This is a genomic window from Microvirga sp. VF16 (assembly GCF_016864375.1).
GTDB lineage: Bacteria > Pseudomonadota > Alphaproteobacteria > Rhizobiales > Beijerinckiaceae > Microvirga.
The window spans coordinates 882,402-895,451 of the sequence record NZ_CP069356.1; the positions used below are offsets into that span (position 1 = coordinate 882,402).

Consider the following 13,050-nt stretch of genomic DNA (forward strand, 5'->3'; position numbering starts at 1 on the left):
ACTGTGTGTATTGCGGTTATGCCGCCGCTTCGCTCCCAGCCAGTTTGCTGGAACGGGGAGCGTCGGCCAAGCCCTGCTCAATGAGCTTGCGGGCTTCGGTCTCCGTTATCTGCCTCACCGCTGCGATCTCTTTCACCGTGAAATCCAGGGCACCCTCGAAAATCTGTCGTTCGCTGTAGGACGCCTCTTCCTGCTGCGGCCCGCGGTTCAGATCCCGCAGGACCTCCGCGACGGCAGTCAACTGCCCAGTGCTGATGCGCTCCTGGTAGTCCGCCGCACGCCGGTTCCACATGCCACGCTTGGCGCGAGCCTTTCCGCTCAGGATCGCGAGTGCCTGGTTGACGATGGCCGGCTCGGACAGCTTCCTCAAGCCACTGCTTTTCGCTTTTGCCAAGGGAATGCGAACTGTGACTTTTCCCGCGTCGAGTGAAAGCACGAGGAGCTCAAGTTTGAACCCGGCAACTTCTTGCCCCTCGATTCCCGTGATCACCCCGAGGCCATGGCCGGGATACACGACCGTTTCACCAGCCTGGAAGCTCAGCGCAGTGTTCTTCGTGTTCATTCAGAAAAGATCTCCATGAGACACAGACTAGGCTTCATCTGAGACGATCTGTGTCGCAGACGTCGAATTCACGACGCTCGCTTGTGGAGCGTAGGTTGTCAGAACTCGATTTCTTTGCGGTTCCCGCATATCGGATGTCCACCCTCGCGGTGCAAGAGGGCTCATTCAACGATGCTTAACGCTCGCTACGCTGGATTCACTGTGGCGTAGTCTCATCGCCGGCTGCTCGATGCCGACGCCTAAACGCAACCATAAGATGATAGTATGCTCTGGTTAATGTTGTCTTTACGCAAGCGGCACGGGCCTTAGCCCAGAACAAGGTGGTTCGAGACCAGCCGTTTGCCGAACTCAGCGGCGGAGTTCCTCACAGCCTGTCATCATTCCCATTCGCGAAGCGACCTTCGCACAATGTTGGTGCGCTAAGTGGATGAGAGGGAAAGGGGGCTCCCATGTGCAAGCGACAAATCGACAAGCGGCCAATCGCACCGAAACCATCGAACGACAACAATCCAAAGTCGGTAGAGCGTCTCATGGCCTGGAAGCAGCCAAGCTTCCAATCCGGGATACTGTCGGTCGCGCTTGAGCGTGCGGAACGCGTCAGGCTGGACTTTGTGGCCGGAGGAGTGCTGACGATCCAAGGGCAGTGCTCACAGATTCAAGATTCGAGCGCCCCTTGTTGAGATCGCATTCTCGGTTGCCGTTCCGCTTGGCCCTCTTCTCAGGAGGAACATGTTGACAGGAGCTGACACGTTGCCTCGAGAAGCGCAGCGGCCCCTCTCCCGGTTAGTCAGAGGTCTGTATAGCCCTTCCGTCGCTGGGTTTCTGCCCAGCCTTCCAGCGCCTGCGCGGCTTTCGTCTCATCGGGGAAGATCTCGACCTTCTCCTGACCCTTGGCGCCAATGAAGCCCCAGTTCCGCACCAGCCGGATCGTGCCGAACAGGTCGCGTTCGATCACCCGGCTGAAGAACTGCGCCCGGCCCCGGCTCCGGATCACGCCGATAGAGCACCAGGTGGTGCCGGATGGGCGAGCGGGCGTCAGGCATCGGCCCAGCCGGTCCCTTACTCGGGTTTGCCCTTCTGGAGCGTCTTCTCCATCTCGCGCCTCATCGCCTTCTCGATCTCGTCGAGGTTGACCTTGACGGCTTCACCGCTGATCTGCGCCTTGGCCCTGGTCACCGGCACCTGCTTGGCCTTGGGCCGATTGACGGCCAGCCGCGCCTGGGTCGGGAGGTGGCCTTCCAGCGTATCGATCAGGCTGTTGAGCGCCGCATCGGACAGCGGGATTTCTGGCGCCTTATCGAGACCTCTCAGGGCGATGGCCTGATTGGTATAGCGAGGATCCGCTGTCACTTCAGGCCCAAACCACTCTAATGGACAGAACCCCCTCGCCTCCGCTTCAGAAGCGAATTCCACGGTGACGAGATGCAGGACACGGGGCCGGAGGATCTCGTCGATCAGGGCATGCCCCTCACCGATCGGCAGGGCTGTCCGGGTGTAGTCGACCTCGCCGGCGCAGACATCGAGCAGCGCATGGGCATGGGCAATCGGGATGTCGGTCTGGTCCTCGGCCTCGCCGCCTTGGCCAACCGTCTTGAGGGCCAGCCAGCCCCTGTCCTCTTCGAGGCGAACCCAGGAGGAGCGATCCCGCTGCTCGGGGAAGAAGCCTTCGATGTGGCGCAGCCCACCCCTCTCACGCCGGATCAAGCGGGCGAAGGATGGGGTGAGGAGGAAGCGGCGGCGAACGGTCATGAAACCCAGGGCCTATAAGGGATCGAGAAGCCTTTTATTCGTACATGGCAGAGAAAGAGGGAGGCAACCCTGAACCCCGCACTATGGTTTCCGTTCAGCCGTCGGCCTTTTCTCGCGGATTTTCTGCTGGGGTCAGGTAATCCCAGTTTCAGGGAAACAGTCGATTAGCGCACCCTTGCCGAGTTCGCCATTCAAGTCCTGACTATGGAGTGAGATGTGCTCGACCCGCACTAGCCTGAGCAGACGCTGCAAAGACGCCTTGGCAGAGATGCTGTCTTGAAACCTCGGCCAAGGCGTTGGTGGTCCAAGGGAAAGAATCCACACTTCGAGGATAGGCTTCCCGACATTGGCAGCAAGGCTCTCACACATGACAACGCCCTGACAGAGTTAGCCGTGCGGAGCTCACTGTCAGGGCGCTTTTGTGATGCCGGTTGCAACACCACGGCTGCCATAATGCCCCAGGAATGCCGGACCTTCAACCGGACGCTGTGCACAAGTACGAAATGCCCCGGCGGGAGGCTGAGCACCAGACCTCCCGCCCGGGCGCGTGCGATGTGTTCCGGCATCGCACGATCCATGTAGATTCGCCCATGACAAACCGATGTGTGGTGACGCACACTGTCAGTTCCGAACGAGATCATTGGACAGCACTGCAGCCGAAACATCAGTCAGCTCGGCTGCGGTCGACGCCAACATCACGAAGCATATGCGGGCTGAGTTCGTGACGCAGTGTTTGCTCGAGTTCGCTTGTTACCACAAGCCGCCTGCGATCGTTCGCAGGCCTGCGCGGAACGCGAACAAGTTCAAAGCGGAAGGCGAACCCTACAAAGGGCAGAGGGAAGACGGTCGGATTCATCGGAGCCAACAGCAGCTAAAGTTGTGACGAGGAGAGCGGCGCGTTCGTACGTGCAAAGTCGCATGGACATGTAACGCCTCCTCTGGCTGTGGCTGTGAAACGGGCGGAAGATCCGCAGGGCAGCTTCAATATCAGAATTCTGCTGCCGAGACTAGCCCCATCAGGTCATTTATTGCCCCTGGCCGTCTTGATTACTTCTGAACGAGTGTTTGGTCGGGAGGAACAGTACGCGCGAGGCACCTTCATGAGAGACGGTCCTAGCGGCAGCCCGGCATGTGCTTGCGCCGGACCAATCCTGTGATGAGTTTGTTAGGCGGCGCACGCCGCCGGTGCAGACAATCCTTCGGCCAGTTCCTCCACCAGGCGGAATTCATGCAAGGCCGCGCTCGCCTTCGTGCGAGGGATCCTGAGGGAGGTTGCCATTCGGAGCGAGAGCAAGGACAGCACTTTCGGCAGGGGCTTGCGGTGCATCCCGAGAATGAACAGCGAATCTCTGATCCCAAGAGTCAGCAGTTCCCGCTCCTGGTCTGTCGTCATGACAACATTGGCATCGAGGCGCCGGCAATCCAAGGCAGACTCAAGCGCATCGATTGCCCCAAGGATGTTGATCGCTGCGGTCGTGGCGTCGTTGATCGTGAACATGTCTCGCCAACGGTCATCTGGGGGATTTGCAGCACGGTTCCTCGTAGAAACAGGGATCGGTGAAGGCTCGTGACGAGCCAGGACGGTGACGTCAGATTGACGTGCAAGCATAGCGAATCTGAGCCTCCCAACGTTGTGCTTTGTCTGACTTGAACCGGGTAATGTGGCCCGGCAGTGGCTGAACAAAAGCAGGCATCGGGCGCGAGTGCCTGACGTTTGCTCAGACAATCTGGGTTAGCCTCCTGGCCCTCCCAGAAAGTGATGACAGCATCATGAAATGGACCGCTCAGTTGCGACCCGAAGCATGACACAGATGCGCGAGCATCCGGTGATGAGGGTCCGTTCAACCGGCAGACATCAATGGTCTGGAGGAAGCATGGTTCCGCGCTCATCGCGGCTTCGTCAGACCGAGGGACTGATTGGGAGGACGTGGTGAACGTCTGGTTAATGCGCTCCAGTCGGAACATGCGATAAGAGCGCCCGAGCATGCGCCAGGTCGCAGCGCCGATTGGTCCTCAGAGTGGCTTCGGCGAAGTTTCGTGGCCGCGATCTGAAGGTGTGAAACTCAACTTGAGCAAGACCTCGTAAACAGAATGCGGGTCGCACTCGTTCTTGCGGGCTGCGCATTCGTCGAATGACCGGATGTAGTCATCGCATTGTGAGGATCTGACAGGCCACGGGGCTTCCGCGCTCTCGGATAGCTCGCTGCACGACCGCAGTGACATCAACTGGTCCGGACGCCTCCTGCGGCAATGTCTCCGTGAGCTTCTGGTGCGCGAGGATGATAGTGGATGGCCCTCCGAGGATAGCGATAGCTATCAAGCTATGTTGGATCTTTCGCATCGTCATACCTCGGACCTTTATGGTTAAGGCGAAGTTAACCGATGCACCCTGAAATGGAAGCATGTAACATTCTGGCGCAGTTGACGACTTTCATCGTGAGGAAACGAACATATGGCTAAACACCTGGAGCAAGAGGACGGACAACCTGACACCAAGGGGGCGGCTAGTACGCCGCATCTCGATAGGCTTGAGAAGCTGGCTAACGCAGCTGCCACTGCCGCGCAGGCAAAGCAGTGGCGGGCGCGCAAGAATGGTATGCATCAGCAAGACGAACAGTCAGAGGTGCGCAACCTCTCTCATAACGCAGAGGCAAGGGCACAGGCTGAAGAAGCGATGCGGCAAATGATGGCAAAGTCCCAAGGCAAAAGGCGCGGATGGTGACGATCTGGAGCTTTTCATCTGAAACCACTCTCCAGACATCGTCGCGTCCATGGCGGGGTTAAGGAACTGTTCAGTTCTTGCTGGCCATGGTCCCGCCCCTCTTGCCCCTGCAGCTGGCAGTGAGGCGTACTCGAGGAGTTTCACAATGTCACAAGCCAGAGCAGCCAAGAAGCCGAACCCGGCCCTGATGAAGCCACTGCAGCCTTCGACTGAACTGGCGGCTGTGGTTGGCTCGGCTCCGCTGCCCCGCACTGAAGTGGTGAGCAAGGTGTGGGACTACATCAAGTCCAACAATCTGCAGAACCCGGCGAACAAGCGTGAGATCCTGGCCGACGCAAAGCTCCAAGCCGTATTTGGCGGCAAGAGCAAAGTAAGCATGTTCGAGATGAACAAGCATTTTGCTCAGCATCTCTCCTGAACCTAAGTAGCGGACCTCCGGTTCTGCTGCTATCCGGACCGGACGCGGAAAGTCCGCTGCCAGTGCTACCATTGTCAATCGGTCTGAGCAGCCTCCTTCCAAGGTGTGTCATTCCCTTGGCACACCGGCGCTCCGATTGAGGCCTCAGACAGCGTCTCAGCCGGGGCGCTTTTCATGGCCGATGCTACAGCTGGAGATTATGCATGCGAGCCTTTGCCACATCATGCGTGCTTCTGATGGTGTGCGCCACTCTCACGGGGTGTTCCTCCAGATCGGGAGCCCGGACGTTCTTCCCCGCACGGCCGTCCCGCCACCACCATCGATGGCTGGCACCTCGCAAGATACATCCCAGTCGGTGGCGGCTCGGCCCGTATCATCGAGCGCTCAGGCGCCCGCGGCTCCCGATCTGGAGGAACACCCTGCCTCGGATCCTCTGGCTCGGCCGCTTCTAACAGGACGCGGTGCGGGCGCTGGCTTTCGGTTCTGAGTTCCTCAACGCGTGAACCGGATGTTTACGCGCTCAAGTCACGATGGCGTCACCGGGCATGTTGCGTATCAGCCCGAGACGATGCGGAGCCTTTACCCTCCACCGGCTCCCTTGGAAACTCAGGGCGTATCTGCCATTCCGCCTGAATGCGCGAGCCCTGGCGTGGCTCCCTAAAGCCAGTGCAGTGCCAGATAGATTGTGACCGCAATGCCGGCCAGTGCTGTCGCCAGACCGATAAGGCGGATGCTCATGGACGGCTCGCGCCGCACCCACGGCTGCTGGTCCACCTGCAACAGGTCGTCCTCATCCGGCTTCGCCATCTCACACACACTGAGATATGCCATGCTGGTTGTTGGTCGTCACCGTTGGATGACCGAGCCAAACACACAATTCCTCCAAGGAAGGGAAGTCGTGCTCAACCTCTCGGAGTGGCCAGGGTCGTTTGCTGCGCGGCAAATCCTCCAGCAACTCGGCGATCCAGGTGTAGGGCTGTCGTGAGCCGTTCCTCACCGCGCTGGCAATGTATTGTCATCCAAGAAGAGGTCATAGGCACTAGGCGCCAGGTCATTCTGGGGTCTGACCAGAGGCAAGCTGCAGGTCGACCCACTCATAAGCCTTGGCAAGGACAGCCTGCCGCTCCGGAGCCATGATCACGGTTGGGCGCTGCTTGGGCCGTGCGACGAAGGCGATCCATTCCAAGCTGCTCTGGCTGAGGCGGATCTGATACCCGCGGTGCTCCGCGAGATTGGTCTTCGGAAGGTGATGAGGATCAGTCATGGTCGCCATAGCAGATCGGTCCTGTAGAGAGGGATGCACAGAGTGGTTGGCCCGCCGGTCAGCTTGGACAGGCCAGTTAACGGTGGGATCGGAACCGATAGATCGATCACCATCGTGGCAAAGGGTCGATTGCGACTGTTCATCTGTTCCACCAGTGGCGCTCAGATTTGTCCCGTCCGGACGGACTTTCCTCAAGATCGCCTTGATGTATTCCTTCACGATCGGCTCCGCTAAGCCGAGCTCCGATGCAATCGTGTCTGTTGGCATCCCGTCTTGGAACCGCCGCAACACGGCGCTCTCATCCGTGGAAAACCTGCACGGTTCGGGAACTTGCATCCTGATGAGGGTTGCTGTCATCAAGAGCGCTCACGCAGAGCGGTCAATTCTCGGAGATAGGTTTCCCGCCGATGGAAATACTGGGACTCGAGCATCGCCAAAGCGCGATCCTTCACGCTCGTATCCGGCAACGTGATGTTGAGGTTCTGCCGCTCCCGCTCATGCTGCTCATCGAGCTCTTTCAATAGGAAGCAAAGAGACCTTATCAGAGGATGATCCTCTAAAGCAGCATCGAGCCCAACGCCATTCCCATTGGTCGTCGTGCGACAGGTCTTCTGATCGGTCACTCTCCACCCCTATGGAACACTACATCCCTCGCTCCATCATCTGGGAAAATATGTATGGCGTCTGTCGGGAACACGACAAATCACAGTGCCCCGCTGGTGTTTGGTCAATAATTCCTCAAAACAGTGCGGCAAAAATCAAGGACGGTCGCGAGAAGTAGCAATTTGCAGGTCAGGCTATCGCGTAGGTGCGCGGCAGCAACTGATCAAAGAACTGCAATTGGAGCGCTCTCACTCCAACAGCTTGCAAAGGTGCACTGCTGGTCATGACCGTCTGGCAGCACCCGTCGGATATCCATCCAATCTGAACCACACAGTTTGAGTCCCATGCATTCTCGTTGCGAATTGTGAGCCCGCCCTGTAGGATTTTGTCCGAGGTCAGCGAGCTGTCGAACTGCGCCCGAAGTTGCTCTGCACGGGCGGATTGCCGAGCCAGGCGCACACCTCCTCCAGGGTTGCAAAGTCGTGCTCGATCCCTCTGAAGGGAGCCGGTCTCTTGGTCCAGGGCAAATCCTCGAGCAGTTCGGCCGTCCAGGCCAGTGGAGATCCCTAATGGCACCGACCCTGCAGACCGTCCACATCAGCCGGGACCGCCCTCCTCTATCTCTCGACTCCCTGATCAGGCTCCCGCAGAGAGACCATCCATGTCCGTCCCTCACTCCGCGTTGTTGCCGTCGCTGGAGCACAGATAGCGCCCGCCCTTAGCGTCGTGGTTGTGATGCAGCCCGTCGCGAGTAGCGCGATATCAGGCTGGCCATCCTCTCGGAGCACCTGGGCCATCCGTACGCATTCCATGTGCCCCATCCAGGTCCTGGCGACGGAGGGCCTCGGCACTTTCCTGCCGGGATAGCACCCCTCCCGCGTCAGGATGGTCTCGTCGGGCCGCCCAACGTCGCCGTGCCGTCCCGACTACTTCTCGGGACAAGCCACCTCAACCAATTCTATCACGGGTTCGGTGCTAATAATCCTGGGATAGAGACTTTTCGCCGCAGAATGTCACCATCGTTGGGCGGAACAGGAAAGGACCCCTAGGACTTAACGGTAGTGGCCAAGTACAGCCGGGGGGCGCATGACCGAGGATGAAGTTGAGGCTGTTGCGGCCGAGCTTGCAAAAGCGGGTGGTCTCTCCTGGCATTCGAGGATAGAGCACGGCCCTGTCAAACTCGTCATGGATCGCTATCGGGATCGAGCCCGTCTGGCCATTGCCGCCCTCGAACGTGTTCAGGCCGGTAGGCAAAACATCGCTTCCGCGCCGGATGCCGATAAGCCGTGCCAAGCAGGCGCGACAGCCAGCTCAGAGGATGTCTTGTCAGAACGTGTCGCGGCTGGAAGTCTTGTCCTGTACCGTCCCCCTGGAGATCAGCGAACATACGCGTGCCGGGTTGCGAGCGTTGAAGGAAGCCGCGCCTACCTCATTCCCGAACTCCCGACCTGTACCGGCTGGGTGGAGCTCGATGACATCTCCCATTCGGCAGTTCAGTAAGGCGACAAGATCCGTGACAACTGTTATCAAAGGCAAGCCTGTGTCAACCGACGGTCTTAACACCGGCATACCATCGCCTGGCTCCTGGACAGGGGGCGCACGGGCTCTTGCGGCTCCAGCACGCTATTACTTCAACCTCACGGACGGCGCTAACATGATCCGTGATGAAGAGGGCATTGAGGTGTCCAGTCTCCAGGCGGCGGTGATTTCCGCCCTAGAGGCCGTCGAGGAGCTGCGTGCACAGGCGCCCACAAGTTCAGACGAGTGGCGGGGATGGCGCCTGGAGATTGTTGATGGCTCCGGCCGAGCCGTTCAGGTGATCCCATTGGACGCTCTCTCGGCTCATTGATCAAATCTGGGACGAACTGCCATAGTGGCTGCACCTGCTATGTAACAGCAACGAGCCCCTGTACGTTGCCGTCCACGTTCCCTGCCCTATGGGCTGTCGCTGCCCATAAGTCCTTCTGAACTTTGCCGTGAGAATTCGCTCGAGCTCCCGTGTCAGAGAGATCGGGTTGGCTCGGTTCCAGGCGCGCTGATGTCGCTGAATGAAGCGCTTCCTGCTGCGTCTAATCTCGCTTGGAAGGTGAGCCGCCAGAGGCACGAAGCTGCGACGCAGTTGAAGCTCCGTCCTCTTCCTGGACGGGAGGGCGGCCTCCGCAGCTTGCGCCGCGGCGATGTCGTCCGGTGTCGGATCTGAATGGCGGACCAGCGCATCCTCCTCAATCTGGATGAAGGCCTTGTCCTGCGCGGCATAGTGGTCTTTCAAGCCGGGGGCATGTTCGAGCAGGTAGGCCTCGCCGGCCTCATCCCAGTCTTCTCGCCTGCGCTTGGCCAAACGAGCCTGTTTGCGCGGATTGTTCATCATTGAGTGACGGCCTTTCTCTCTTCTGCCCCGTCAGGAAACGGCACGCTGCAACGGCATGATACTGCCCTCCACGCCCGACGCTCGGAAGGGATCAACCCTGTCGTCGTCGCAGCTCAGTGCTGACGAGCCTGCACAAAGTAGGCCGGAACGGTTGTCTCACCGAGAGCTTTGCACGCCTCCAGCCGATGCAACCCCTCGACCAAGACAAACCGCTGCCCGTCAGGGCGCACGAGAATGGGGGCTTCATGCCCCTTTTCCATCATGCTCTCGGCCAAAGCATCAACCTTCTGCAGGTCCAGAGTTTGGCGCCGCTTCACAGGCACGTAGACATCGTGGATCGTAAGGGTTTGCTTCTTCAATGCCATCCCGACTGCTCCTGCGTCGTGTCATACCCACGGAAGTTTATGTCCGGCAGGTTGGTTTGCCTAGGAGTAGGCTTTGCCAGCATGGGCTCGTGCCAGTCCCAGAGGAGCGGGAAGATGACATCAGGTGTTGACCGTCAGACGTGTTGATGCTCCTGATGGTCTTCGAGAAAGCCGGGCCAATCGTCCCCGGGCTCGTTTTGATAGGTGCGGACGTCTGCGGATTACGCACTCCAAAGATGATAGGTCTGAGGCGATTGGTCATGCCAGTCGATCTTCATCGACGCGGTTACGGTGCAGGCCCGCTGATCCTGCTCGTCTCTCACCACTATGACAACATGGCTAGTATCGCTCTTTGCCAGCCGGTCTGTTCCAATCTCAGCCGCCGAGCGTGCCACTCCCTGTACCGCGGTGTCGAGACTGTCAAACTCGGAGCCCTCGTCATCACGCATGACCTGCTTCCCGTTCAGGACGTCGAAATAACAGTGGGCCACGGCACTCTCCTCCAGGTCTGCTGCACCTTGCATTTCACCTAAAGGCGACAAACCAGGTGCAGAGCCCTTCCAGGGTCAGAAAGTCAAATTGGCTCTCTTGAAGGGAGCGCGTCCCTTGCTCTGCAGGCGATCCTTGAGCAGCTCTGTCCTCCAAGTTGTGTTGGTGCCTGGATCGCCAGGCCTATCCACGTCGCCCCACGGTCCTGTTCGGGAGGAACTCGTAAGTTGCAGGGGCGAATTGGATCTGGCTAGAACTGGTGCTGGTACATTCCAAACGCAAACGGCACCTCGATCCACAAAGACACCGGCAATAGCAGCCACGTGGTCAAGAGCCATCATTAGGCCCGGGTGTGCCGTCAAGCGGCGTCTGCAAGATGAACTCTTCAGCCCCACAACACTACTCGACGGCCCTACCCGACGCTTCGACGATGCGGCTGGACCGTCGGCTGACACGACCCGCTCTTCAATCCGCCTAACTCTGTTTGTCACTTTGCTTGACGATGACCGGCACGATCATATCGCCCCAATATCCTGTCTCAGAATGGCAGCGTTTCACCCTCTGCAACTCGATGGATAGGCCATGGTTGACGCAGTTCATCACCGCCTCGTTCACGCGATGGAGCTCATTGGCCAGGATCCGGATGGCGCCCTCTTGATCAGGAGACATCGAGCTAGCAGCGTCTTCGAAGCGGCTCTTCAGTTGCGGCTTTTCAGAGATCGTCATGTTCTTCACTCCTGTTAAAGTCAATCGGTGACCACAGCATCTCTTCTACTGAAAGGCGTGCGGCCTCTGTGTCGTTAGACTTCGGCAATCCGCGAGTGCGAGGTGCAATCAACGAGCGGCGGCACAGATCGCGGCTCGGCCCGCGGCAGAAGTCTAGCCGAACTGGTTCATGGTGTTGTGAGCACCGCCGGCCTTGAGCGCGGCCTCTCCCGCGAAGTACTCCTTGTGGTCGTCACCGATGTCGGAGCCAGCCATGTTCTGATGCTTCACGCAGGCAATGCCCTGGCGGATCTCCTGGCGTTGGACACTGCGCACGTAGCCCAGCATGCCTTCGCTGCCGAAGTACTCCTTTGCCAGATTATCCGTGGAGAGCGCCGCAGTGTGATAGGTTGGCAGCGTGATGAGGTGATGGAAAATACCCGCCCGCTTCGCACTATCCGCCTGGAAGGTGCGGATGCGCTCATCGGCCTCCTTGGCCAACTCGGTATTGTCATACTCCACGCTCATCAGCTTGGCGCGATCATACTTGGACACGTCTTTGCCGGCTTTCTCCCAGGCGTCGTAGACCTGCTGGCGGAAGTTGATGGTCCAGTTGAAGGATGGCGAGTTGTTGTAGACGAGCTTGGCGTTCGGGACGACCTCGCGGATGCGGTCCACCATGCCGGAGATCTGCTCGACATGCGGCTTCTCGGTTTCGATCCACAACAGATCCGCACCGTTCTGCAAGGCGGTGATGCAGTCGAGCACGCAGCGGTCCTGGCCCGTGCCGGAGCGGAACTGGAACAGGTTGCTTGGCATCCGCTTCGGGCGCAGCAGCTTGCCGTTGCGATTGATCACCACATCGCCGTTGACGCAGTTCTCTGGCGTGATCTCCTCACAATCAAGGAAGCTGTTGTAGAGGTCGCCGATATCGCCTGGCGTGCGGCTGAAGGCGATCTGCTTGGTGAGGCCGGCGCCGAGCGAGTCGGTGCGGGCGACGATCAGGCCGTCATCAACGCCGAGTTCAAGGAAGGCATAACGGATAGCGCGAATCTTGGCGAGGAAGTCCTCGTGCGGAACGGTGACCTTGCCGTCCTGGTGGCCGCACTGCTTCTCGTCCGAGACCTGGTTCTCGATCTGAAGGCAGCAGGCGCCGGCCTCGATCATCTTCTTGGCGAGAAGATAGGTTGCTTCCGCGTTGCCGAAGCCGGCATCGATGTCGGCGATGATCGGCACGACATGAGTCTGATGGTCGTCGATGGCGTTGACGAGCTCACGCTCCTTAACCGAGTTGCCGCTCTTCCTCGCGGCATCGAGATCGCGGAACAGGAGCCCGAGCTCGCGGCCATCGGCCTGGCGCAAAAACGTGTAGAGTTCCTCGATCAGCGCGGGAACGCTGGTCTTCTCGTGCATGGACTGGTCCGGCAACGGGCCGAACTCCGAGCGCAGGGCGGCCACCATCCAGCCAGAGAGGTAGAGATACCGACGTTGGGTGGTTCCAAAGTGCTTCTTGATCGAGATCATCTTCTGCTGGCCGATAAAGCCATGCCAGCACCCGAGCGACTGGGTATAGCGCGAAGGATCGGCGTCGTAAGCCGCCATATCCTCACGCATGATCCGGGCAGTGTAGCGGGCGATGTCGAGACCGGTTTGGAAACGGTTCTGCAATCGCATCCGAGCGACTGACTCGGGGTTGATGCCGTTCCAGGTGCTCTGGCCCTCAATGAGCCGCTGAGCCTGCGTGATCTGATCTTGGTACGTCACAATCTTATTCCTCGTTTCTGTGAAGGTTGAACGAGGAAGTA

General features: G+C 59.1%; 15 protein-coding genes and 1 pseudogene. 4 read left to right on the forward strand and 12 right to left on the reverse strand.

All coding sequences use genetic code 11. The features are described from left to right. Window positions 1-16: 16 nt before the first annotated feature. From JO965_RS36520 to JO965_RS36535, 4 genes are all read right to left on the reverse strand, one after another. Complete coding sequence (locus tag JO965_RS36520) at window positions 17-562, reverse strand: CarD family transcriptional regulator (RefSeq protein WP_203445720.1); 546 nt, start codon at window positions 560-562, stop codon at window positions 17-19. 787 nt (window positions 563-1,349) lie between these two features. Beyond that, window positions 1,350-1,556, reverse strand: a complete 207-nt coding sequence (locus JO965_RS36525; protein ID WP_246777109.1) for a WGR domain-containing protein — start codon at window positions 1,554-1,556, stop codon at window positions 1,350-1,352. Between the two features lie 65 nt (window positions 1,557-1,621). Continuing rightward, a complete protein-coding gene (locus tag JO965_RS36530; protein WP_203445721.1) occupies window positions 1,622-2,311 on the reverse strand; it encodes a hypothetical protein in 690 nt (229 codons plus the stop codon). A 1,165-nt stretch (window positions 2,312-3,476) separates the two neighbouring features. Then, window positions 3,477-3,809, reverse strand: a complete 333-nt coding sequence (locus tag JO965_RS36535; RefSeq protein WP_203445722.1) for a hypothetical protein — start codon at window positions 3,807-3,809, stop codon at window positions 3,477-3,479. A gap of 954 nt (window positions 3,810-4,763) precedes the next feature. On the opposite strand from JO965_RS36535, the gene JO965_RS36540 reads away from it, so the two are divergent. Both JO965_RS36540 and JO965_RS36545 read left to right on the forward strand, forming a co-directional pair. Then, a complete protein-coding gene (locus JO965_RS36540; protein ID WP_203445723.1) occupies window positions 4,764-5,033 on the forward strand; it encodes a hypothetical protein in 270 nt (89 codons plus the stop codon). A 145-nt stretch (window positions 5,034-5,178) separates the two neighbouring features. Continuing rightward, on the forward strand, window positions 5,179-5,451 hold the full coding sequence (locus JO965_RS36545) for an SWIB/MDM2 domain-containing protein (protein WP_203445724.1): 273 nt from the start codon (window positions 5,179-5,181) through the stop codon (window positions 5,449-5,451). Window positions 5,452-6,108: 657 nt separating this feature from the next. Here JO965_RS36545 and JO965_RS36550 read toward each other — a convergent pair. The 4 genes and pseudogenes from JO965_RS36550 to JO965_RS36560 all read right to left on the reverse strand — a co-directional run bounded on the left by JO965_RS36550 (window position 6,109) and on the right by JO965_RS36560 (window position 7,338). After that, window positions 6,109-6,282 carry a hypothetical protein gene (locus tag JO965_RS36550; protein WP_203445725.1) on the reverse strand — a complete coding sequence of 58 codons (174 nt, stop codon included), beginning with the start codon at window positions 6,280-6,282 and terminating at the stop codon, window positions 6,109-6,111. Window positions 6,283-6,502: 220 nt separating this feature from the next. Beyond that, entirely contained in the window at window positions 6,503-6,724 is a 222-nt protein-coding gene (locus JO965_RS36555; protein WP_246777110.1) for a hypothetical protein, read from the reverse strand. 186 nt (window positions 6,725-6,910) lie between these two features. Next, window positions 6,911-7,072: pseudogene (locus JO965_RS49765) on the reverse strand (hypothetical protein); the annotation flags it as partial. Further along, complete coding sequence (locus JO965_RS36560) at window positions 7,072-7,338, reverse strand: hypothetical protein (protein ID WP_203445726.1); 267 nt, start codon at window positions 7,336-7,338, stop codon at window positions 7,072-7,074. The pseudogene JO965_RS49765 and the gene JO965_RS36560, both read right to left, overlap by 1 nt. Before the next feature lie 1,493 nt (window positions 7,339-8,831). Between JO965_RS36560 and JO965_RS36565 the strand changes: the two genes are divergently transcribed. Then, the gene (locus tag JO965_RS36565) at window positions 8,832-9,167 is read left to right on the forward strand and encodes a hypothetical protein (protein WP_203445727.1); all 336 of its coding nucleotides are present in this window, start codon (window positions 8,832-8,834) and stop codon (window positions 9,165-9,167) included. A gap of 351 nt (window positions 9,168-9,518) precedes the next feature. Further along, complete coding sequence (locus JO965_RS36570) at window positions 9,519-9,689, forward strand: hypothetical protein (RefSeq protein ID WP_203445728.1); 171 nt, start codon at window positions 9,519-9,521, stop codon at window positions 9,687-9,689. A gap of 110 nt (window positions 9,690-9,799) precedes the next feature. On the opposite strand, the gene JO965_RS36575 is transcribed toward JO965_RS36570, so the two are convergent. The 4 genes from JO965_RS36575 to JO965_RS36590 all read right to left on the reverse strand — a co-directional run bounded on the left by JO965_RS36575 (window position 9,800) and on the right by JO965_RS36590 (window position 13,009). Further along, window positions 9,800-10,051 (reverse strand): ParB N-terminal domain-containing protein, encoded by a 252-nt coding sequence (locus JO965_RS36575; RefSeq protein ID WP_203445729.1) that lies wholly within the window; start codon window positions 10,049-10,051, stop codon window positions 9,800-9,802. A gap of 221 nt (window positions 10,052-10,272) precedes the next feature. Beyond that, window positions 10,273-10,542, reverse strand: a complete 270-nt coding sequence (locus tag JO965_RS36580; RefSeq protein ID WP_203445730.1) for a hypothetical protein — start codon at window positions 10,540-10,542, stop codon at window positions 10,273-10,275. A 472-nt stretch (window positions 10,543-11,014) separates the two neighbouring features. Then, window positions 11,015-11,266, reverse strand: a complete 252-nt coding sequence (locus JO965_RS36585; RefSeq protein ID WP_203445731.1) for a hypothetical protein — start codon at window positions 11,264-11,266, stop codon at window positions 11,015-11,017. Between the two features lie 153 nt (window positions 11,267-11,419). Then, complete coding sequence (locus JO965_RS36590) at window positions 11,420-13,009, reverse strand: isocitrate lyase (protein WP_203445732.1); 1,590 nt, start codon at window positions 13,007-13,009, stop codon at window positions 11,420-11,422. Window positions 13,010-13,050: the final 41 nt, after the last annotated feature.